The sequence below is a fragment of the Convivina praedatoris genome, assembly GCF_933208495.1.
GTDB classification, from domain to species: domain Bacteria; phylum Bacillota; class Bacilli; order Lactobacillales; family Lactobacillaceae; genus Convivina; species Convivina praedatoris.
In genome coordinates this window covers 100,008-123,126 of the sequence record NZ_CAKOET010000004.1, presented here as the reverse complement: position 1 = coordinate 123,126, position 23,119 = coordinate 100,008, and the positions used below count along the sequence as shown (strand labels likewise).

Sequence of the window (23,119 nt, the reverse complement as noted above, 5' to 3'; positions counted from 1 at the left end):
GGAAGGCATGCAACGGCACTTGATATTAGAAGATGGTACTACTTTTGTAGGAGAGGGTTTTGGTGCGCCAGCAACGACCTTTGGTGAAATTGTTTTTCAAACGGCGATGACCGGTTACCAAGAAAGTATTACCAATCCAATTTATGATGGTCAAATGATTGTCTTTGCCATGCCTGTAGTAGGAGCCGATGGGATTCATGCCGAGGCATACGAATCAGTTAAACCCACCATTCGGGGAATGGTTGTCCATGACTTAGCTGAAATATCAACTAACCGGCAACGTCGAATGAGCTTGGATCGATTTTTAAAACAAAATAATATTCCCGGTCTTTGTCAAGTTGATACTCGGCAGTTAATCAGACACTTACGAGAAAGTGGTCCTCAAAAGGCGACGATTGTTGATTATGTTGATGATCATGCCCGTGACCAGCTGGCCGCAACGGTATTAACTAAACAACAAGTGCAAAATACTGCCACACCTAAGGCCTATGCTAATCCGGGTCGAGGCTATCATATTGTAGTGATTGATTTTGGCTTGAAACATGGAATTTTGCGGATGCTGGGTGACTATGACAGCAATGTATCAGTGCTGCCTTACACGACTAGTGTTGAAGAGGTTTTAACTCTTGATCCTGACGGGATTGTTTTGTCCAGTGGGCCAGGCGATCCTAATAGTTTGCCAGAAAGTGTGTTTACCTTAATTCGTGTCTTACAGACTAAAGCCCCCATGTTGGGCATTGGCTTAGGCCACGAACTTTTTGCTATGGCTAATGGGGCGACTTTAAATCCCTTGGTGGCTGAATATCATGGGATGAATCATCCAATTCAAGAAATTATTTCCCAAGAAATTTTCTATGCCATGCAGGGACGTGGCTATGTCGTGGATGACCAGACAGTTGATCGTAAAAAGATGTTTGTGACCCACCGTGATTTAGTTGATCAATCAATCCAAGGACTACGACATCGTGATTATCCAGCTTTTAGTGTGCAATTTTTCCCTGATGGGGCGCCAGGCCCCATTGAACCTAATGTGATTTTTGCAGATTTCTTTGAAACGGTGGCCGACTATGTCGAACAGTACAACTAAATCTAAACTAAATAAAATCCTATTTCTGGGGGCTGGACCCAATGATTTTGGGATTCAGGGCGAAAATGATGCGGCTATTTATCAGGTTTTGCCTGAATTACATGGGCATGGCTATCACGTTTTTGTGGTTGATGATAATCCCTATTCGGTCGCTTTGGAGAGTGTTGCGGCGACAACTTTTTGGGAACCTTTAACCGTCACCAATATAAAAAAAATCATTAAAGACCATCAAATTGATGCAGTGGCGCCTCTATTTGGAGGACATCGAGCCTTACGACTTTGGAATCAAATATTAAATGAATGGCATACTGATGATGGCCAAATTCCGCGTACTTTGGGCTTAAATCCGGCAGTACTACGTGAATCAGCCGATATTACTCAGTTAAATCAACTATTAATCGATGCCGGTTTGCCCGTGATTCAAAGTAAAATTGCAAAATCCCAAACTGAAGTTAACGAATTAATGCGGTCGTTATCCTTACCCTTGGTGGTTCGGGCCAACAATCCTGTGCAAAGTAACACCCGCCAAATTGTTGAACGCTTGGACGATTTAGAGCAGGTTGTCGACGAGGTTAAAAGTCAGTCCCTCCTAGATGAAGTGTTAATTTCTAAGGCCATTAATGGTATGAAAGAGGTTAGCCTGGAGGTTTTACGTGATTACCGTGGTAATTGTTTGCAGGTTGGTGCCAGTGAGGATATGGATCCTATTGGGATTCACACGGCTGATTCGCTTAGTGTTTCCCCGGTTTTAACGATTCAAGATCGTTTTATGGAACAAATGCGCTCCTATGCCTTTCAAGTGGCTGATTTATTGCAGATACAAGGAGCCTTGCACCTGCAATTTGCCGTGAGTGAAGTTACTGGTAAAATCTACATCATTAAAATTGCGCCTTATATTGATCAAATGGCTACTCGAATGGCTTTGGTAACTGGTTATCCGATGCTATTGGTTGCCATGTATTTGTCTTTGGGACAGGCGTTTGAAGATATTGTGTTACCCCACAATTTCCATCCGAAAACGGCCATGATGGAGCCAATGATGGATCACATTGCCGTTAAGTTACCAGTTTTCCCCTTTGGTGATCTACACGCCAGTGGGGTTGAAGTCGACCGCAACCTAAGTAGTATTCAAAAATCGGTAGGTTCGACGATTGGATTTGGTCGGACCTTTATCGAAGCCTTGGAAAAGGCGATTCGGGCCGCCCACTTTAATAACCGGGGCTTTTCGCCAACCTACATGGAACATATTTCTGATGATGAATTAATTCAGCAGTTGATTCATCCCCAAGATAATCGAGTTTTGTTATTTATTGAAGCGATACGACGGGGCTATGAAGTTGACGAATTGACAGAATTAAGTCATATTGATGCCTTTTATTTCTACCAGTTAAAGCATCTAATCGCTTTAGAACAAATGGTGGAAGCTAAAATTGATGATCCTAATATGTTGAAACAGGCTAAACAAGCTGGCTTGTCCGACGGCTTGATTGCTCGTTTTTGGCATAGTGATTTTCAGTCAATTCGCCGCTTAGCTCGTCAAAATGATATTCAACCAACCTATAAAGCCTTAGAACCTTCTGCTGGGGAATTTCCGGAGAATGCTCACCAGTATTACGCCACCTTTGAGACAGAAGATGAGTCGACTCCCTTGGGTAAAGATAGTATTCTTGTCGTTGGTTCGGGGGCCTTTCGTTTAGGTGAATCGGCTTCGGGCGGTTATGCAACGACGATTATTTTATCGGAATTACGTCGGTTGCAGTATCACACGGTTGCGATGAACAATAACAGCAGTGACGCAACCTTGTTGCCTCACATTTCAGATAAACAGTACCTTGAACCGCTTGAAATTTCTGATGTAATGGCCGTGGTTGATAAAGAACAACCGCAGGCAATTATGGTGCCAGGTAACCGAAAAAAGTTGATTAAAGTCTTAGAGGAATTGGGCCAACGGGTGTTGATTTTACCCCGTGAAAAGCATTTAGCTAATGGACCGGAAAATCACAAGTCAGAATTTTCTTTGAATTTTTTCTACGATGGCGTAGAAGTCTATCCTTTGATCGTTGGACAACACCGCGCAGGGGAAATGCGCCTATTAAATCAAGCTTTAGACATCAAGGAAGATTTGAATGATTTGAATTTGCCTAGCCCTGGACTTTATCAAATTATTTGGCGAGCAGATGTCAATGAATGGATTAACCAGGTTGAAATTCCAGATTTGTCACATGATACTTGGTTGCGACCAGTATCATATGGTCAGGTAGCCTATTTGAGTAAGGCCATGGGCATTCATTTTCTGCGTTTAATTGTGCGGGCTATGTTAGATGAATTGACGCCCCGTGATTGGGAGATGCTGCAAATGATTTCCAAAAATCCGCCCCATGTTCAGCAGTGGATGACCAAGGCTTTAACTAACTATCAACTACACTTGCAACCTAGTGGCCCGATTGATACGACCCGATTTGAGATGGGTGTGAAGGTGGTTAATGATGAGTAATAAAAAGTATCCAACTGAAAAAATTATTGGGTTGATGGTTGAACAAGATCCTTCGGGGAACTACTTACCCCAAGCTCATGCCAAAGCCCATACCTGGCGGATCGGTAAGCATACTAAAGGAAAGTTTTTTGAGTTGGGACAAGTTTTTTTAACTGAAAATGGACAAGCAGTAGCAGTTATTGATCGTGCGCCCTTGGCCTTTAATCAACGCCATGATTATCAGCCTTTGGCACGTTGGACTAGCGGCCAAGTAAATATAATGGCCTTACAAGCTTGGATAACATCTAAAAAAGGTTAACTTTTGTTGATTAATGCTTACAATATATTCGAAAGGAGCATGCAGTTTGACTACATGTAAACAGGAGATATATGTCAGACCAGCCAATTCGGGACTATTATGGGTCCGGAAATATTAGCCCACTAGTTGATGATGATCTACTAGCCGCATCAATTCTTTCACCTAATATCCGTTATAAACAGGCCGCTCAGTTGGCTTTAATAAAAAAACAGCAAAAAATAGCTGAAGCAATAAAGACTGATTTAACTCTAACGGATAGACAAAAGCAAGCTCAAATGGCTGCTTTAAGCCAAGAGTTAGGGCAAGCAAAATTGGCTTTATTCCGGGCTAATAGTTGGTCAGCCATTCAACGAATTATGCAACGGGCTGATTTAGCTATGGCTCAGCAACATGCAATTGGTCTAGCGTTAAAGCTGCAAAAACGACAAGCCCAAGCGAGTATTAGGCAAAGTAGCCAGCAACTATTTTTAAAGATTAATAACGATACTAGTTTGTCTCGAACTGACAAGAATCAACAGCAGGAAAAGATTCGGATTGAAGAACGCAAGGCTAACCAAATTATTGATCAAGCCCAGGATGCTCAGCAAATTGCTAACGGAAAAAATATGGGCCTGTTTAAAATCAAGCATCAGGCGTCATTATTGACCAATTTTAGTCAACCAGATAGCTTTGGTTTACCAAAGCCATTTAGTCTGGAACAGTGGCGGGCTGATTTGAAGGGCTTCTTTGAAAAAGAAAATTGATATAGTTGTAATTTGTTGTCAATTATTTTTGCTAAATGCTGTTTTTAAAGCTATGATAGGACTTTTATGTGATATAATTTATTTAAAAGAGAAAGTTGGGTAGCTATTATGTATCAAAAAGCATCGGCCGTGGTAGTTTCAGGTGCAGTTGGGGTCGCGTTATTACCACAAACGGGTATACGCGTTAATTCCAATTGGCAGGTTGGTCTTTCTATCATTATTGGATTGGCCTTTGTCGGGGCGCTTTTATCTAGTTTGTACCTCTTTTATAAAAAGAATGTCTAATTGGCTGGTTATTAGTGTTATTCTACTGGGTCTTTATGCTGCCCTTAGAATTTTACTTGGCATTTTTTTTGCTAATATATATGAGTTAAAAACGCTAAAATTGAAAAAGGGAACTGCCAAGCCAGCATACTATCATTCTTTTAGTATTTTGATTCCCGCCTACAATGAAGGAAAAAGTATTCGAGACAGCGTTTTATCAGCTTTGAACTTAGATTATGATAATTTTGAAGTAATTGTGATTAATGATGGATCCCATGATGATACGTTGAATAGATTGCGGACTGTCCAATTAGAATATCCAAATTTAGTGATTGCCGATCAGACTAATGGTGGCAAGTCGGTTGCCTTAAATAATGCTTTGATTAATTATGCTCAGTATGAATTAATTATGGTTTTAGATGCTGACTCAATCCTATCAGCGGACGCATTAACCAGGATGAATCGCTATTTTCAAGATCGGCGGGTTTTGGCAGCAGCAGCTAATGTACGGATTAAAGAGGCTCCCCATTTTATTGAATATGTCCAACGGGTTGAGTATTTTGTTAGTTATTATTTAAAAAATTCCGAAATACCATTGAATATAGAATATATCATTGGGGGCATTGGTTCCTGTTTTCGACGCGATTGCTTACTGAAAGCTGGCGGATATGACAGTGATACCGTGACCGAGGACATTGATTTGACCATGAAGTTACTGGCTTATTATGGCAATACCACATATAAATTTGTCTATGCTAATGATGTAATTGCCTACACACCAGCCGTTCACACTTTTCATGAACTATTAAATCAACGTCTGCGTTGGAAATACGGTCGCTTCAAGGCCCTCATTAAATATCGGGCTATGATTTTTAATCTTAACCCCAAATATAGTTTGTCGTTATCCTTTTGGAAATTACCTAAGATTTGGTTGGAAGAATTTTTAATGTTCCTAGAACCAGGATTTATTTGTTTAGCCTTATTTTGTTTGGTACAGTATGGTGATTTTTCAACCTATATTTCCTTGGTACTACTTTATGGTGCCTATGCCTCTTTTGCAGTACTAAATGCTGAAAAATTAACTTTAAAGGAGAGGATGATTTTCTTTTTGACCGCCCCCATGGCCTTTTTATTCTTGGAAGTCATTTCCTTGGTTGATTATCTGTCCTTGATTCGTTGCTTGCTCCATCAAGATGAGATTTTCAAACAAGAAAGTTCCTGGGAACATGTGGAACGTTAATCATAAAAAAACGCTGAGTGGTCAATTGACAACTCGGCGTTTTTATTTGGCTGTTTGGCGGCGGGTATTCCAAGAAAAGAGCAAGGCGTTGATAATCATGATGCCAGCACTCACTAAGAAAATTGCTCGATAATCATATAGATTAGCAATCACAGCACCCAACATGGGACCGGCTACACTGCCGATGGCTTGAAAACTTTGATTATAACTAAAAATTCGGCTAATCATATTTTGAGGTGAGTTTTTGGAAAGAAGGGTTTGAATAGCTGGTAATAAGGTGGCATCACTAATCCCCACGATAAATCGCAGTACGATTAAGATCGTTACACTGGTGACAAAAGCCGTTGGAATAAAGGCCAAAACAGCAATAACAAAGCCAATTTGAATTAAAAATCGGGTACCAATTCGGTCTCCTAAACGGCCAAAACTAGGTGCAGCGATGATAGTTGCCAATCCGGGAGCGGCCGCTACTACCCCGGCTAGAAAGGTGACATTATGACTGTTGTGAACCAATTCACGGACGAACAATGAGACAATTGGATTAATGGACATATTTACAGCCTGAACCAACATGGTGGTAATAAATAGAGAAATCAACAAATGCTTATGCGGCAAGGTCCCCCAGGTAATTTTCTCGAGGGGCTTTTGTTGGTCGACTTGGGTAGGGCGCTGATTTTCCTGAACTAAAAATAAAATTAAAAAGAAAACCAAGAACATGATGAAACCAGTGATGTGAAAGGTTAGTTGATAAGAAAAAGCACTGGCGAGTGCACCGCCAACAATTGGTCCCAGTAGGGTACCAGCCGTAAAACCAGTGACCACAATGCCTAAGGAACGGCCCACCTGTGACTTGGGTGTTTGGGTGGCAATTAAGGCGTTGGCATTGGAAACAAAGCCACCTAAAGCACCTTGAATCGCTCGTAGAATGATAAGTTGCCAAACATTAGTTGTAAATCCCATTAGGAAGAAAATTAAGCCCATGCCAGCAGCAGCGCGTAGCATCATTAGTTTACGGCCTTTTTGGTCAGCTAGTTTCCCCCATAAGGGCGAAACTATGGCTGTGACTAAGAAAGTTACCGCAAATGCCATACCAGAATAAAGTGTTAATTCGTTTTTAGAAAAGTTACCTAGGGTGTCAACATATAATGATAAAAAAGGGATGATTTCACTTAGGCCAATTCCAGTCATGAAGACACCAAACCAAACAACGATTACATTACGTTCCCAAATCTCCTTTTTACTTAACCAATTCATCTCATATGTACCTTTCTAATCTGTTTTTAGACTCAAATATCTATTCTAAACCGATTTCATAAATTATGCACTGTATAGCTAGAGTTCGCTTGTGAAAAAGGGGTATTTTTAATATAATAGCAATGATATTAATTCGCTTTTGGTGGCCCATTTGGGAGAATGATTACCACATTGACTAGCAGGAAGCGGAATTTAAGGGGCACTTATGACAAAGTATCGAGACTATACCGCTAGTGATGTAATGGAGATGGTGGCATCTTATATGTCACCAGCCGACACCCAAGAAGTTAACCAGGCCTACCAGTGGGCAGCTCAGTTACATCAAGAACAACGGCGTAATTCCGGCGAACCGTATATTGTACATCCCATTCAAGTAGCCGGCATTTTGGCTGAACTACGAATGGATACAGCTACGGTAGCGGCCGGCTATTTACATGATGTAGTTGAAGATACTCCTGCAACTCTGGCGGATGTAGCCGATAAATTTGACCCAGCAGTGGCACAAATTGTCGATGGTGTCACTAAAATCAGTCAAATTAAATACCAAAATTCCCAAGAACGGCTGGCTGAAAATCATCGTAAGCTTCTTTTGGCGATGTCTAAAGATATCCGGGTTATTATTGTTAAATTGGCCGATCGGTTGCATAATATGCGCACTTTGGATGCTTTGCGGCCGGATAAACAAAAGCGGATTGCTCGTGAAACCCTTGATATTTATGCTCCTTTGGCTGATCGTTTGGGAATTAGTACAATCAAATGGGAGCTAGAGGATCTTTCGCTAAGTTATTTGAATCCTGATGACTATCATCATATTGCCTCCTTGATGGATATGAAACGTGATGAACGATTGGCTTATATTCAGACTGCTGTTGATGAAATCAATGCAGCCATTGATAGTTTGGGTTTGAAAAACGTTGATGTGTATGGTCGGCCAAAACACATTTATTCGATTTATCGTAAATTAGTTGACAAACATAAGGAATTCGGTGAGATTTATGACTTATCGGCTATCCGAGTCTTAACGGACACAATCCCGGATACTTATGCTGTTTTGGGGACCATTCATTCCCGTTGGACACCCATCCCAGGAAGATTTAAAGATTATATTGCGTTGCCAAAGGCTAATGGTTATCAAAGTCTACATACGACGGTGATTGGTCCAGGTGGGCGACCTATGGAGGTCCAAATTCGGACGCATAAAATGCACGAAGTTGCTGAATTTGGAGTGGCTGCGCATTGGGCTTACAAACAAAATCATGGTTCGGATAAGCAAGCTCAAGTTAGCGATAAAAATCAGCAAGCCCTCAATATGATTCAGGGAATTTTGGAATTACAAGAAAGCGCTCAGGATGCTCAAGACTTTATGGCTGGTGTTCAGGGTGACCTTTTTGGCGATCGAGTGTATGCCTTTTCTCCTAAAGGGGATGTCTATGAACTAGCCCAGGGTGCTGGTCCACTTGATATGGCCTTTTCGATTCATTCAAATGTCGGCTTAAAGACGACTGGGGCAAAAGTAAATGGTCGAATTGTGCCTTTGGATTACAAGATTAAAACCGGTGATATTGTCGAAATTATTACTAGTCCTAATGCTAAACCAAGTCGAGATTGGCTTGATTTGGTATCAACTCGACGGGCCCGTAATAAAATTAAGCAGTATTTCAAGCAACTTAATCGACAAGATAACATTGTAGCTGGTCGGGAAGTAATTAGTCAGGAATTAACGCAGGAACATTTTAATAGTGCTGATTTCTTAGATGAAAACCAATTAAAACAAGCCGCTTTAGACTTACATTTTTCTAGTGCCGATGACATGTTAGCCGCTGTTGGTTATGGAGACATGGCTGGACAGGGCGTTGTTAAAAAGTTAACTGAAAGTGCGCGTCAGCAACAGGCTGATCAAGCTGCCCAAGAATTACAACGTGAAATTTTAGAAGAAGGGCACGCCATTACGGCTGATCAAACTGGTTTTTCTCATAAAGAAGCCAATAAGGCCAATGATATTGTGATTGCTGGTGTTGATAACCTCTTAATCCGTTTAGGACGTTGTTGTACGCCTGTTCCAGGGGACGCTGTGCAGGGTTATATTACCAAAGGACGGGGGGTTTCTGTGCACCGACTAGACTGTCCCAATATTCGTCAGGCACAGGGTCAAGGACAGAGGTTAGTGGATGTACAGTGGGAAGACTCCAATGGACAAAAAGCTAATTATGCTGCAGATTTGACGGTTCATGCCGAAAATAATGGCGGTGTGTTAAATGACGTTATTCGGGTTTTAAATAGTCGTACACGGTATGTCAATAGCATTAATGGACATGTAACAAAAAGTGGTATGATGCAGATTTCCTTATCGATTGGGGTCCGCAATGTTGAACAATTACATGGTATTATGGACAATTTACATAATTTACCAGCCGTTAGTACCGTTGAGAGAACCTTTCACTAGAATGTAGAGGAGACCAGATTCTTGAAAGATTATTTAATGGCGATTGCGCCGATTCGGCAAAATGACCAGAATGGCACTTTAATCGTTGATCGTCAACAGCAAAAGTCCTACTTTACTCCCCAAGTTTTACCAGAACCTCAGGCTGAACGTTGGCTATTGTGGATGCTGATTATTAGTGGTGTCTTGGTTACCCCCTATTGGTTATTAAAGTATTTTGTCACTTTACCCCGTATCATTATCCATAATCCCGCCTTGTGGTGGTTAATCCTATTTTTAACCGCTGGGTTACCAATATTGGCTTGGATTTTTGGCCGTCAAAAGCAAGGCTATGATGCCAAACAATTGATACCATTAACCGTTGATGTAAGTGATTTGACCAAACAATTGCAAAAGTGGCCTTTTGAACGGGCCTGGGTTCTCTTTGTCTTAACCTTGTTACCACCAACGGCTCTGATGTTTTTAGTTTTGTATATCATTAAAGCTGATGTGGTGGATGCCTTATTGATCACGGTGCATGGTGCCTTGTTTATGCGCCGTTTGATTCCACATGCGATTAGTCGTATTCGGGTTTCAACTAAGCAAATTATTGAGTGGAGGTAAGCCATGCGGGTTATTTTACAGCGGGTCAGCCAAGCTTCAGTAAGGATTGATACTGAAATTATTGGTCAAATTGACGCTGGATTAATGTTGTTAGTTGGGGTTGGCCCTGATGATCAAAGGGAAGATATTGATTACTTAGTTCGTAAGATTACGCGGATGCGCATTTTTGCTGATGATCAGGGACGTTTAAACCGTAGCATCTTAGATATTGAAGGAGCGATTCTATCAATTTCACAGTTTACTTTATATGCTGATACTAAAAAGGGTAATCGACCTAGTTTTACCCAAGCGGCTGCGCCTGATTTAGCTAATCAACGTTATCAAGAATTCAATCAGGCCTTAATGGCGACCGGATTAACTGTTGAAACCGGACAATTTGGCGCTGATATGCAAGTTAGCTTAGTAAATGATGGACCCGTTACCATTAGTTTAGATAGTAAGGCACCATAAAACATGCCAGAATCATATGATTCTGGCATGTTTTATTTGACTAATTTTTATGATGGCGGTAATAGTACCAGCCAAAAGGAATGGTACTTTCTTGCCCATGAATAATTCGATTTAGATTATTACGATGGCGGTAGAAAACAAAAGCAGTTAGTGCGACCGCGACAATTGCTAAAATCGGATCGTGGTAGTAAAAGATGGACATGATGGTTGCAAAGGAAAATCCAATCATTGAGGCGACTGAAACCATCGACGATAAGGATAAAATCAATAAGAATACGCCCCAGACCATGAAAAAGAAAGTCGGATTGTAAGCTAGGAGGACACCAGCTGATGTCGCTACGGCTTTGCCTCCTTTAAAGCCAATCCAAATGGAAAAAGTATGGCCCAAAATGGCTGCTAAACCAACTAACATGGGATTAATCGAACTGTGAAAGAATAGGGGGAGGAGGCCAGCTAGGGTCCCCTTAAACATGTCTAGCAGCAAGACGATTGATCCTGGTACCGGTCCTAAAATTCGAAAAGCGTTAGTGGTACCGATGTTGCCCGAGCCTTCGTTACGAATATCTTTATGATAAACGTACTTCCCTAACCAATAACCTGGTACTAATGAACCTAATAAATAGGCTAATACAAACATTAAAATAGTTTCGAACATGATATCCTCATTTAATTAAAAGGTGATTTAATGAAAAATTAACAGCTACTATTTTACCATAGAGCAGCCGGTGGATGAGAGGATTTGATGGATTTTACTATTGTCAGGATTTATCTTTTACTCTATGATGAGATAGATTGCCAATTTTAATGGTTGTTTTGGCACTGGAATTTTTGAAGAATAATTCAGTTGTATTAGATAATAGAGGAAATGTACTGTGGCAAAAAACGTTCACTATGATGCAGATTCAATCAAAATTTTAGAAGGGCTGGAAGCTGTTCGTAAACGACCGGGTATGTATATCGGTTCGACCGATGGTCGTGGCTTGCACCACTTGGTCTATGAAATTGTTGATAACGCTGTCGATGAAGCTTTAGGAGGATTTGGTGATGAAATTCGGGTTACCATTCATGCCAATAATGCCATCACGGTTCAAGATTTCGGTCGGGGAATGCCCGTTAGCATGCACTCTTCTGGCAAGCCAACCCCAGAAGTAATTTTAACGGTTTTACACGCCGGTGGAAAATTCGGTCAGGGTGGCTATGCTACTTCGGGTGGTTTGCACGGGGTTGGTTCCTCAGTTGTTAATGCCCTGTCAGAAAGTCTTAGTGTTGACATTATTCGTGAAGGTCATCGCTGGGTGGAAAAGTTTAAAAATGGGGGACAACCAATTGGCACCCTAGAAGATTTAGGCCCTAGCAAGGCGTCCACTGGTACGACTGTAACCTTCAAGCCTGATCCAAATGTCTTTTCGACGACGATTTTTAATTTTGATACCCTATCTGAACGTTTGCGGGAAGCGGCCTTTTTGATGAGCGGGGTCAAGTTTATCCTTAGTGATGAACGAGTTGAGCCGATTAAAACCGATGTTTATCACTATGAACACGGGTTAGAGTCCTTCGTTGATTTTTTGAACGAAGATAAGGCCAATCTGGGGCCAGTTATGACTTTTGAGGGCCAAAGCGATGAGATTATCGTTGATGTGGCGGCTCAATATAATGACGGTTATTCAGAAACCCTGTTGTCATTTGTTAATAATGTGCGGACCCAGGATGGTGGTAGTCATGAAGTGGGCTTTCGCTCGGCCTGGACCAAAGCTTTTAACGACTATGCTCGTCGGGTTAGTTTGTTAAAGGATAAGGATAAAAACTTAGAAGGAACCGATGTCCGTGAAGGGTTATCGGCCGTTATTTCATTACGGATTCCAGAACAACTTTTGCAATTTGAAGGGCAGACAAAAGATAAGTTAGGAACGCCGGAAGCCCGTGGCGCCGTTGATAGTGTTGTTAATGAAACACTAAGCCGTTTCTTACTAGAAAACGGTGACTTTGGTCAAAAGATTGTCCGTAAAGCACTACGAGCTCGGGATGCTCGTGAAGCCGCCCGTAAAGCCCGAGAAGAGAGCCGAACTGGTAAAACTAAAGGGGCTCGGGAAAAGTTATTATCAGGTAAGTTAGCACCGGCTCAGTCAAAAAATTCTGACAAAAATGAACTTTTCCTAGTGGAGGGTGATTCTGCCGGTGGTTCAGCTAAACAAGGCCGAGATCGTAAATTCCAAGCCATTTTACCTTTACGTGGGAAGGTATTAAATACCCAAAAAGCTAAATTACTTGATATTTTAAAGAACGAAGAAATTTCAACCTTGATTTATGCCATTGGTGCTGGTGTAGGGCCTGACTTTAAAATCGCTGATGCGGCCTTTGATAAAGTTATTATCATGACTGATGCCGATGACGATGGTGCTCATATTCAAACACTGTTATTGACTTTCTTTTACAAATATATGCGGCCCTTGGTTGAAGCTGGCAAGGTTTATATCGCCTTACCACCACTTTATCGTGTCCGTTATCGTTCCAAAAAAATATCGGATGCTTTTGCTTGGACCAATGATGAATTGGCTGAAATTACTGCTAAAAACCAAGCTAGTTATGAGCTAACCCGATTTAAGGGGTTGGGGGAAATGAATGCGCCCCTGCTGTGGGAAACGACCATGGATCCGCAATCACGAACGCTAATTCGGGTTAAAATTGATGATGCAGTTTTGGCTGAAAAACGAGTGACGACCCTGATGGGCGATAAAGTTGATCCACGCCGACAATGGATTGAAGCTAATGTCCAATTTACAATGGGCGATACTGGTTCGATTTTGGATAATGTTCAAGGAAATCAGCAAGACAGCAACTTCTTTGAACAAGTTCTCCAAGAAAAGCAGGGCAGTAAGGCTAAAGGGAAATCGGCTCCTAAGTCCACTGAGAATCAAAATCTTGAGTTATTTTAAGAGACCTTAGAAAGGAAAGAGGTTGCTAACAGAATGGTAGATCGGATTCAAGAACTATCGCTAGAAGCAGTGATGGGTGAACGCTTTGGCCGTTATTCCAAATATATTATTCAAGAACGAGCCTTGCCCGATATTCGGGATGGGTTAAAGCCCGTTCAACGAAGAATTTTGTATGCTATGGAAGAAGATGGTAATACATATGACCATCCTTACCGTAAATCGGCTAAATCAGTGGGAAATGTCATGGGAAATTTCCATCCACATGGTGATTCTTCAATTTATGAAGCCATGGTACGACTTTCTCAAGATTGGAAGGTCCGTGAACCGCTGATTGATATGAATGGAAACAATGGTTCCATTGATAATGATCCAGCCGCAGCGATGCGTTATACTGAGTCGCGTCTTTCTAAAATTGCCGACGAAATTTTGCGTGATTTGGGTCAAGATACCGTTGATATGGTGCTTAATTTTGATGATACACTTTATGAACCAACGGTTTTGCCATCACGTTTACCCAATTTATTTATTAATGGTGCGACTGGAATTTCAGCTGGTTATGCCACTGAAATTCCACCACATAATTTAAAAGAAATTAATAATGCTTTAATTTATTTGCTTGACCATCCACAGGCGACTTTGAACCAATTAATGCGCTATGTTAAGGGTCCTGATTTTCCAACCGGTGGTATTATTCAGGGACTAGAGGGAATTAAGGACGCCTATAAAACTGGCCGTGGTCGGATTATTGTCCGAGCTAAAACAGAACTAAGTGCCTTAAAGGCTGGTCGACAAAAAATTGAAATTACTGAGCTCCCCTATGAAGTGGTGAAATCAAATTTGGTAGCCAAAATTGATGCCATTCGTTTAAATCGCGATGTGGCTGGGATTACAGAAGTTCGTGATGAATCTGATCGCGAAGGATTATCAATTGTCATTGAATTAGCCCGTGATGCGAATGCTCAGGGAATTTTAACCTATCTATTTAAGAAAACTGATTTACAAATTTCTTATAATTTCAACATGGTGGCCATTCATCAACAACGGCCGGTCTTAGTTAGTCTTCAAGCTGGATTACAAGCCTTTTTAGACTTTCGTAAGGACGTTGTCTTGAAGCGTTCAGCCTATGAATTAAAACGTGCCCAAGCCCGGCAACACATTGTCGAAGGCTTGATTCGCATGCTATCGATTTTAGATCAGGTGGTTGCCACCATTCGGTCTTCTAAAAATCGAAAAGATGCGACTCAAAACCTGATTGACCAGTATCAATTTACACAGCAGCAGGCCGAAGCAATCGTAACCTTACAGTTGTATCGCCTAACTAATACGGATGTAACACAGTTAGAAAACGAGCATGCCGAATTAAAGGCCAAAATTGAACAGTTACAACGAATTTTAACGGAGCAAGATGCCCTACATGATGTGGTTCGAGCTGAAATTAAAGCTATTTCCAAGCAGTATGTCTCCGATCGTCGCAGTGTGATTGAAGATCAAATTGAGGATCTAGTCATTGACACGGCTGTGACTATCCCAGAAGAAAATGTTCGCGTACTCGTTTCTAAAAATGGTTACTATAAGCGGTCGTCACTACGTTCCTACAAGGCTTCGGCCCCTGAAAATGGGTTGGCTGAAGATGACTTGGTATGTTTTGAAGGGACGTTAAATACTACCCAGCATTTACTATTATTTACGAATTTAGGAAATGTCATTTATCGACCGGTCTTTGATTTGCCAGATTTACGTTGGAAAGATTTGGGTGAACACTTGTCCCAGCAATTGACGAGTTGGCAGGGGGATGAAAGTTTGGTAGCAGCTTTAGTGGTTGATAATCCTCAATCAGAACAAACAGTTTTGTTAACAAGTAATGATGGTTTCATTAAACAAACCAACTTAACTGATTTAATTCCTAAGGCTTATAAAAAGAAATCGATTATGGCCATGAAATTGAAGCAGTCAACTAGCCGGTTACTGACGGTAACAATGGTTACGCCAACTACTCAATCCGAACAAGTCGTGATTTTCAGTCAGGCAGCCCAAGCGCTACGTTATGATTTGAATGAAGTACCAGTTGTTGGCAATCGGACGAGTGGAGTTAAAGCGATTAATTTGTCAGAGGGCGATAGCCTAGTGGCAGCTACTTTAGCTGATGATAAAATGACGCAAGTCGCTTTAGTTGCCGAAAACGGGGCATTTAAGCACATGAGTTTGGCTGAATTACCTCTGGCACACCGTGCTACTAAAGGGGTACAAATATTTACACAACGTAAAACGCGAAGCTATCAATTGGCAGCGGCTTGTCTCTTGGGTACTAATGATCAAGCAATTTCGATTTTAACGGAGCGCCAGCAGGAAGTGAGTTTGCAATTAAGTGATTATAGTCAGGCTAGCCGAACTAGTAATGGCCGAGAAGTTTTGGATGTTAAAAAACTTGGTCAGGCGATTCAAATTCAGCCTTTAACCCTTAGTTAAGTAGTATTAATATGATAAAATAATTAAAAAATAGGAGTGAAGTTATGGCACAGATACAAGTTTTTGGACATAAAAATCCCGATACTGATACAGTTGTTTCGGCAATTGGCGCTAGTTATCTTTTAAATCAACAGGGACTAGATACCCAGGCCTTTGCACAGGGAAAGCCTAATGCTGAAACCAAGTACGTATTAGATTATTTTAAGGTTGAGCCTTTACCAATTATTAGTGAAGCAACTAGTGCTGAAGTGGTATTGGTTGATCACAATGAGGTAGCACAATCAGTTGATAACCTGACTGATGTGACAGTTAATCATATTTTTGATCATCACAAGTTCAATTTTCAAAATGCTACCCCACTTTATATCACAGCCAAGCCTTGGGGTTCTGTGGCCACTATCTTGTACTTTGAATTACAAGCAGCCCAAATTGAAATTCCAGCGCAGTTGGCTGGTTTGCTCTTATCAGGGATTATTTCAGACACCTTGCTATTAAAGAGTCCAACAACGACTGACTGGGATCGTCAAGCTTTGCCAAGTTTGGCTCGTTTAGCTGGACTTGATGATGTCGATAGTTATGGTCTAGCTATGCTAAAGGCTGGTACAGATTTGTCAACTCGTTCCGACCAAGAGTTGTTGGATGGGGATGCAAAATCTTTTGAAATGGGTGGACACCAATTTAGAATTGGTCAAGTCAATACTGTTGATATTGATGATGTGTTGGCCCGTCAGGCTGGCTTAGAACAAGCTATGAAGGCTGAAGGGTATGAAGACTTCCTGTTTGTGATTACTGATATTTTGAATTCTAACTCAAAGGCTTTGTATCTTGGGGATACACCGGCTAGTATTGAAAGTGCTTTTGGCAAAAAATTGGTTAATAATGTGATTGATTTGCCTGGCGTTGTCTCACGTAAAAAGCAAGTTGTACCACCATTGGAAGGGCAATTTTAAGCCAAATTAGTTGTCATCAAGTTAAAAATTCGTCAAAGCCTTTACACATGACCTTGTCCCATGTATAATTGACATTTGTATTGACAAGCAAATAATTCTATTAAAAAAATACTGAGGAGCTGAAACTATGCGTATTCACGTTGTTTTAGGAAATGATGAAACTGGTGAGCGTATTTACTTGACGTCCAAGAATCGTCGTAATACGCCTGACCGTCTTGAGTTAAAGAAGTACTCACCCAAACTTCGTAAAGTTGTAACTTTTAAGGAGATCAAGTAATGGCAAAGAAATCAAAGATTGCAAAGGCAAAGCAACGTGAAGCGTTGGTTGCGAAGTACGCTGACAAGCGTGCTGCTTTAAAGGCTGCTGGTGATTACATCGGTTTGGCTGCATTGCCAAAGGATTCTTCACCTGTACGTGTTCATAACCGTGACCAAGTTGATGGTCGTCCTCACGCTTACATGCGTGAATTCGGTATTTCACGTTTGAACTTCCGTCAATTAGCACACAAGGGTCAAATTCCTGGTGTTCGGAAGGCTTCTTGGTAAGCTGAGCTTATCTCTCTTAATACGCTCATCGCTTGATGAGCGTATTTTTGGTAGCCAAAATTGTTAATTTGCAAATTGAAGGCATTTAGGCTATGATTGAGGTAGTTAATTTACATGCGTACTGTAAATGGGCGGGTCGATTTGACGACCGGCTCATTTTTTATGAATTGGACAAGTTTTAATTAGCAGAAAGGAATTATCTTGGCAGGTCAAGCAAAAAATGCCTTACTAACATTAATACAGCCGATTCTAGACAATCAGGGCTTACTTTTGTGGCAGCTCTCGATTAAGAATGGCGGCGGACAAAAAACCGTTGAAGTTTTGGTTGATCGACCAGAGCACGTCGCTGTCACCATGGATGATTTGACGCTCTTTACTCAGGCGGTTAATGAAGTTTTGGACGATGTTGACAATGATCCAATCCCTGAAGCTTATCTGTTAGATATTAGCTCACCCGGATTAGACCGCCCTTTAGTGGAGCAGTGGCACTTTCAGTGGGCTTTGGAAGGCCAAGAGCCGATTGTTCTAGCCCTTTTTTCACCCCGTTTAGGGCAAAAAAAATGGGCTGGTAAGCTTACTGAAGTTACTGATCAAGGAATTACAATTGAAAGTGATCAAGGCCTTCAACAATTTAATTACGATGAAATTGCTAAAGCGGCTTTGGATGTTCAGTTTTAATTTAAGAGATAACATGGAGAAAAATAAATGAGTAAAGAATTAGTCGATGCTCTTAATGCTTTAGAGGCAGAACGCGGAATTGATCGGACCGTGGTTGTTGAAGCTTTGGAAAACGCACTTAAAGCGGCTTATAAAAAGCAATACAATGCCGCTCAAAATGTGGAAGCCACCTTTGATGACAAGAAGGGTAAGATGACAATTAAGCAAGTTAAATTAGTTGTCTTGGATGAAGATTTTGTTGATGCTGATCTAGAAATTTCTTTAAGTGACGCCTTAAAAATTAACAAGGCCTACGAACCTGGTGATGAAATTCGCTTTGATGTAACACCTAAGGACTTTGGTCGGATGGCCGCTCAGGCTGCTAAACAAGTCATCGTACAAAAAATGCGTGAAGCTGGTCGTGAAGCCATCTATAACAAGTTTCAGGACTATGAAAATGAAATCATTACCGGTGAGGTGGAACGTCAAGACGCCCGCTTCTTATATGTCATGTTAGCTGGTCAACAAGAGGCTGTGATGGCCCCTGGTGACCAAATGCCAAATGAACATTACCGGATGCGTGATCGAATCAAAGTCTTGGTGACCAAGGTTGACAATAACCTTAAGGGTCCTCAAATCTTTGTGTCACGAACAGCGCCTGATTTGGTAAAACGATTATTTGAGCAAGAAGTTCCAGAAGTTTATGATGGCACAGTTGAAATCGTTAGCATTGCTCGTGAAGCTGGTGATCGTTCTAAGATTGCCGTTTATACTCATGATGCTGATTTGGATCCAGTTGGTGCCTTAGTGGGACAACGGGGTGTTCGAGTGCAAAATGTGGTCAATGAACTTGGTGGCGAGCACATGGACATTGTTGAATGGGTTGAAGATGAAGCCCAATACATTGCCAATGCCTTGAACCCTTCCGAAGTTACGGATGTAATCTTTGATCAGGAAAACGAACGAGTTGTGACGGTAATTGTACCAGACGACCAGTTGTCTTTGGCAATTGGAAAGCGGGGACAAAATGCTCGCTTAGCAGCCCGCTTGACTGGCTTTAAAATTGATATTAAGTCTGAAAGTGAAGCTGGGGACCTTTTAAAAGCAAGTGCAGCTCCTGAAATTGCTGAAGATGAGGTTGTTAGTGAGTCGGATACGCCAGCTGATTTCAGTTAAAAAGGAGGCGGTGAATCATGAAAACACGCAAAATTCCGTTGCGTAAGGACATCGTCACCGGGGCTATGTTTCCTAAAAAAGACTTAGTTCGGGTTGTTCGCAGCAAAGAAGGCGAAGTAAGTTTAGATCCCACTGGTAAGAAAAATGGTCGGGGTGCTTATATTAGCCTAGATGTTAACGTTGCTCAGCAAGCGCAGCGTGAACATGTTTTTGAAAAGGCTTTTGGGGTAGCAATCCCAGCTAGTTTTTATCAAGAATTAATTGAGTATGTTGACCACCAGCAAGCTCGTCAGGAGCTTTTTGGTGAACGATAATCAAATAGCAATTAGAAATTTGTTAGGTTTGGCTATGAAAGCTGGTAAACTAGTCCTGGGTACTGGACCAACTTTAGATGCTATTCGCCAGCAGAAGGTGCAAGTAGTTTTTTTTCCAAATGATGGTGGAAAAAGCCAAGCTAAAAAATTTCAAGATAAGACCCAGTTTTATCATATCCAGCTGGTGCAAGACTTTGATCGAGATACTCTCAGTCAAGCTATTGGTGCTAATCGCAGTGTTTTTGGGGTTAGTGATCAAGGCTTTAGTAAAAAAATTAAACAATTACTAATCGAAAAGGAGCGCAATTAATGGCAGAAGAAAAGAAATTCTCTAGCTCAAACCAGCCTAGGCCTGCGCATAAACAAGCAAGACCAGAACGAAAAGAGTTGCCAGCTTCGCAACGTCGTCACGCTGCTAAATTATCAGATGGGGCTTCACGGAGTCAGCAAAGTAATGAGACAGCTACTCGTCGTCCTAGCCGTCCAAAAACGCAAAATGAACCCCGTAGGCAAGGTGGTTCAACTGGTTCAAAACCAGCTGCTAATACTAAACGGAACGGGCAAAGTCGTTCGAGTCGGCCAAATTCGCGTTTGACCCCTACTAGTGGACGTCCTATGGTTCGTGAAAAGAAAAATTGGTCAACTAAGCCTCGTGAAGGACAAATTAACTATTCTGCTAAAAAAGATGACAGTCTTAAGGAATACGTTAATCAGAATAAAAAAGCGGCTGAAGCTAGTCAGGCAGCTAAAACAGCTAAAACGACTAAAAAGGCCAATACCAGTGCCCCTACTAGTAAAGAAGCACCTCAAGCAGCTGCCACTACCAATGGTGGTGGCCGTTTCGGTGGTGCTTTAGCTTCTGGTAATAACTCTGCTCGCAACAATGGTCGTAAACGTAATACCAATGGGACTGGTCAGCCAACCCCACGTCGCAACAACAAGCCGCATGGTTCTAAAAAGTCGCGTCGTATTGCTGCTAAGCAACAACCTAAGAAGCCGGCTACAGTCCGTAAGGAACAGCCACTTCCAGAAGTTTTGGAATATCGCGAAGGTATGAACGTTCAAGATTTGGCTAAACTTTTGCATAGGGATGCTTCTGAAATTATTAAGAAGCTCTTCTTGTTAGGGATTGTGACCAACCAAAACCAGAGTTTGGATTCAGATACCATTGAAATTTTGGCTGCCGACTATGACATTGACGCCAAGATGAAAGAAGAAGAAGATGTCGCTGATATTGACCGCTTCTTTGATGAAGATGATATCAAGCCAGAAGATTTGGCTCCTCGTCCGCCAGTTGTTACTATCATGGGACACGTCGACCACGGGAAAACGACCTTGTTGGACTATCTTCGTAACACCAATGTTACTGAAGGGGAAGCTGGTGGAATTACCCAGCATATTGGGGCCTATCAGGCTCGTTTGAATGATCGTTTGATTACCTTCTTGGATACACCAGGTCACGCGGCCTTTACAGAAATGCGTGCTCGTGGGGCCAACGTTACGGATATTACAATCTTAGTCGTTGCCGCTGATGATGGTGTCATGCCACAAACGATTGAAGCCATTGATCATGCTAAAGCTGCGGGAACACCAATTATCGTGGCTGTGAACAAGATTGATAAGCCAGGTGCTAATCCTGATAACGTGATGAACCAATTGATGGCTTATGACTTAGTACCAGAAGAGTATGGTGGGGATACCATCTTCGTTAAAATTTCGGCTAAGTTTGGCCAAAATGTTGAGCAATTATTAGAAATGATTTTGCTGGAAGCTGATGTCCTAGAATTAAAGGCTGATCCTAAGATTCCAGCCCGTGGTTCTGTCATTGAAGCTCGTTTGGATAAGGGTCGTGGTCCGGTAGCGACTGTTTTGGTTCAACAAGGAGCAATGCGTGTTGGTGATCCAATTGTAATTGGTAACACTTACGGCCGTGTTCGTACGATGACCAATGAACGTGGTATAGATATGGGAGGTGCTACACCAGCAACTCCAGTTCAAATTACTGGATTAAATGATGTACCACAAGCTGGTGATCGTTTCATCGTTATGGCTGATGAAAAGACTGCCCGTGCAGCCGGTGAAGAACGTGCAAAACGTGCTCGTGAAGAAGTCCGGAATGCTGGTTCAGTAGTTACTTTGGACACCTTGTTTAACACTATGGCTGAAAAGGCTATGAAGACTGTACCAATTATTGTTAAAGCTGATGTTCAAGGATCTGTTGAGGCTTTGACTGGTTCATTAAAGAAGATTGAAGTTGATGGCGTCCGCGTTGATATTATCCACACTGCTGTTGGTGCGATTAATGAATCAGATGTTAGCTTAGCTGAAGCTTCTGGTGCAATTATTATTGGTTTCAATGTTCGACCAACACCATTTGCTCGCTCACAAGCTGAAAACGATCAAGTTGATATGCGCTATTACAACGTTATTTATAACGCAATTGATGATGTGACCGCAGCCATGAAGGGTCAGCTAGAACCTGTCTACGAAGAAAAGGTTATTGGGCATGTCCTAGTTAAGGAACTCTTTAAGTTCTCTAAGGTTGGAACCATTGCCGGAGCTAGTGTTGAAGAGGGTAAGATTACTCGCGAGTCTAAGGTTCGTATCGTTCGTGACGGTACGGTCGTTTATGAGGGTGAGTTGGCTTCATTGCAACGTGGTAAAGATGCTGTTAATGAAGTTAAGATGGGATTTGACTTCGGATTTACCGTTAACAAATTTAACGATATTCAGCCTGGTGATACAGCTGAAGCTTACATTATGGAAGAAGTTAAGCCTAAATAAGGTAGAGATGCCAATTTAATGATGGAATGAGGAAGGTGGTAAGAATGGCAAATGCACAACGAGCTGGGCGTTTAGCTCAGGAAATTCAACGTGATGTTTCAGACCTTCTGTTAAAGCGAATCAATGATCCTCGCCTACAGGACGTTACAATTACCAGTGTGGATGTTTCGGGTGATCTTCAGATTGCCACGATTTACTATTCCATTCTGTCAGATGCTACTAGTGAGCAAGAGAAAGTTGCCCAAGGATTACAAGCTGCATCAGGCTTGATTCGTAAAGAACTAGGAAGTCGTTTGACAGTGTACAAAATTCCGGAGTTGCGTTTTGAATTAGATAGTTCGGTTCAATATGGTGATCATATTGAAAGTTTGATTCGCCAACTTCATAAAAAAGATTAACTGCAAGAAACGCTGCCTTTAT

22 protein-coding genes are annotated in these 23,119 nt (G+C 41.6%); 20 read left to right on the top strand and 2 right to left on the bottom strand.

Annotated features, from left to right (window positions below; translation table 11 throughout):
• Positions 1–7 precede the first annotated feature (7 nt).
• The 6 genes from M4974_RS05005 (at position 8) to M4974_RS04980 (ending at position 6,126) form a co-directional block, all read left to right on the top strand.
• Positions 8–1,087 carry a carbamoyl phosphate synthase small subunit gene (locus M4974_RS05005; protein WP_248706349.1) on the top strand — a complete coding sequence of 360 codons (1,080 nt, stop codon included), beginning with the start codon at positions 8–10 and terminating at the stop codon, positions 1,085–1,087.
• Entirely contained in the window at positions 1,068–3,581 is a 2,514-nt protein-coding gene (locus M4974_RS05000) for a carbamoyl phosphate synthase preATP-grasp domain-containing protein (RefSeq protein WP_248706350.1), read from the top strand. The genes M4974_RS05005 and M4974_RS05000 overlap by 20 nt, the downstream gene beginning before the upstream one ends.
• Positions 3,574–3,879 (top strand): DUF7671 family protein, encoded by a 306-nt coding sequence (locus tag M4974_RS04995; protein WP_248706351.1) that lies wholly within the window; start codon positions 3,574–3,576, stop codon positions 3,877–3,879. Before M4974_RS05000 ends, M4974_RS04995 begins: the two co-directional genes overlap by 8 nt.
• Before the next feature lie 71 nt (positions 3,880–3,950).
• The gene (locus M4974_RS04990; protein ID WP_248706352.1) at positions 3,951–4,622 is read left to right on the top strand and encodes a DUF1542 domain-containing protein; all 672 of its coding nucleotides are present in this window, start codon (positions 3,951–3,953) and stop codon (positions 4,620–4,622) included.
• Positions 4,623–4,730: 108 nt separating this feature from the next.
• Complete coding sequence (locus M4974_RS04985) at positions 4,731–4,907, top strand: hypothetical protein (protein WP_248706353.1); 177 nt, start codon at positions 4,731–4,733, stop codon at positions 4,905–4,907.
• Positions 4,900–6,126 carry a glycosyltransferase gene (locus M4974_RS04980; RefSeq protein ID WP_248715795.1) on the top strand — a complete coding sequence of 409 codons (1,227 nt, stop codon included), beginning with the start codon at positions 4,900–4,902 and terminating at the stop codon, positions 6,124–6,126. The genes M4974_RS04985 and M4974_RS04980 overlap by 8 nt, the downstream gene beginning before the upstream one ends.
• 42 nt (positions 6,127–6,168) lie before the next feature.
• Here M4974_RS04980 and M4974_RS04975 read toward each other — a convergent pair whose 3' ends face one another.
• Positions 6,169–7,380 (bottom strand): MFS transporter, encoded by a 1,212-nt coding sequence (locus M4974_RS04975; RefSeq protein WP_248706355.1) that lies wholly within the window; start codon positions 7,378–7,380, stop codon positions 6,169–6,171.
• A gap of 205 nt (positions 7,381–7,585) precedes the next feature.
• Here M4974_RS04975 and M4974_RS04970 point away from each other — a divergent pair, with 205 nt between their 5' ends.
• From M4974_RS04970 to dtd, 3 genes are read left to right on the top strand one after another with little or no spacing between them, the layout of a single operon-like run.
• On the top strand, positions 7,586–9,823 hold the full coding sequence (locus tag M4974_RS04970; RefSeq protein ID WP_248706356.1) for a RelA/SpoT family protein: 2,238 nt from the start codon (positions 7,586–7,588) through the stop codon (positions 9,821–9,823).
• A 21-nt stretch (positions 9,824–9,844) separates the two neighbouring features.
• Entirely contained in the window at positions 9,845–10,423 is a 579-nt protein-coding gene (locus M4974_RS04965) for a hypothetical protein (protein WP_248706357.1), read from the top strand.
• A gap of 3 nt (positions 10,424–10,426) precedes the next feature.
• On the top strand, positions 10,427–10,873 hold the full coding sequence (gene dtd / locus M4974_RS04960; protein WP_248706358.1) for a D-aminoacyl-tRNA deacylase: 447 nt from the start codon (positions 10,427–10,429) through the stop codon (positions 10,871–10,873).
• A gap of 40 nt (positions 10,874–10,913) precedes the next feature.
• Here the strand turns inward: dtd and plsY are convergent, their stop codons facing one another.
• Positions 10,914–11,528 (bottom strand): glycerol-3-phosphate 1-O-acyltransferase PlsY, encoded by a 615-nt coding sequence (plsY, locus tag M4974_RS04955; protein WP_248706359.1) that lies wholly within the window; start codon positions 11,526–11,528, stop codon positions 10,914–10,916.
• Between the two features lie 217 nt (positions 11,529–11,745).
• Between plsY and parE the strand changes: the two genes are divergently transcribed.
• The 11 genes from parE to rbfA all read left to right on the top strand — a co-directional run bounded on the left by parE (position 11,746) and on the right by rbfA (position 23,097).
• The gene (gene parE, locus M4974_RS04950) at positions 11,746–13,806 is read left to right on the top strand and encodes a DNA topoisomerase IV subunit B (protein ID WP_248706360.1); all 2,061 of its coding nucleotides are present in this window, start codon (positions 11,746–11,748) and stop codon (positions 13,804–13,806) included.
• 33 nt (positions 13,807–13,839) lie between these two features.
• Positions 13,840–16,272, top strand: a complete 2,433-nt coding sequence (gene parC, locus M4974_RS04945; protein ID WP_248706361.1) for a DNA topoisomerase IV subunit A — start codon at positions 13,840–13,842, stop codon at positions 16,270–16,272.
• Between the two features lie 44 nt (positions 16,273–16,316).
• The gene (locus tag M4974_RS04940) at positions 16,317–17,222 is read left to right on the top strand and encodes a manganese-dependent inorganic pyrophosphatase (RefSeq protein WP_248706362.1); all 906 of its coding nucleotides are present in this window, start codon (positions 16,317–16,319) and stop codon (positions 17,220–17,222) included.
• A gap of 127 nt (positions 17,223–17,349) precedes the next feature.
• Positions 17,350–17,499, top strand: a complete 150-nt coding sequence (gene rpmG, locus M4974_RS04935) for a 50S ribosomal protein L33 (RefSeq protein ID WP_002815032.1) — start codon at positions 17,350–17,352, stop codon at positions 17,497–17,499.
• Entirely contained in the window at positions 17,499–17,768 is a 270-nt protein-coding gene (gene rpsN / locus M4974_RS04930; protein ID WP_248706363.1) for a 30S ribosomal protein S14, read from the top strand. The genes rpmG and rpsN overlap by 1 nt, the downstream gene beginning before the upstream one ends.
• Positions 17,769–17,969: 201 nt before the next feature.
• Complete coding sequence (locus tag M4974_RS04925; protein WP_248706364.1) at positions 17,970–18,446, top strand: ribosome maturation factor RimP; 477 nt, start codon at positions 17,970–17,972, stop codon at positions 18,444–18,446.
• A 27-nt stretch (positions 18,447–18,473) separates the two neighbouring features.
• On the top strand, positions 18,474–19,601 hold the full coding sequence (nusA, locus tag M4974_RS04920) for a transcription termination factor NusA (RefSeq protein ID WP_248706365.1): 1,128 nt from the start codon (positions 18,474–18,476) through the stop codon (positions 19,599–19,601).
• A gap of 17 nt (positions 19,602–19,618) precedes the next feature.
• The gene (gene rnpM, locus M4974_RS04915; protein WP_305883115.1) at positions 19,619–19,915 is read left to right on the top strand and encodes an RNase P modulator RnpM; all 297 of its coding nucleotides are present in this window, start codon (positions 19,619–19,621) and stop codon (positions 19,913–19,915) included.
• Entirely contained in the window at positions 19,869–20,225 is a 357-nt protein-coding gene (locus tag M4974_RS04910) for a L7Ae/L30e/S12e/Gadd45 family ribosomal protein (RefSeq protein WP_371831394.1), read from the top strand. Before rnpM ends, M4974_RS04910 begins: the two co-directional genes overlap by 47 nt.
• Complete coding sequence (infB, locus tag M4974_RS04905; RefSeq protein WP_248706367.1) at positions 20,225–22,699, top strand: translation initiation factor IF-2; 2,475 nt, start codon at positions 20,225–20,227, stop codon at positions 22,697–22,699. Before M4974_RS04910 ends, infB begins: the two co-directional genes overlap by 1 nt.
• 44 nt (positions 22,700–22,743) lie before the next feature.
• Entirely contained in the window at positions 22,744–23,097 is a 354-nt protein-coding gene (gene rbfA, locus M4974_RS04900; protein ID WP_089937833.1) for a 30S ribosome-binding factor RbfA, read from the top strand.
• Positions 23,098–23,119: the final 22 nt, after the last annotated feature.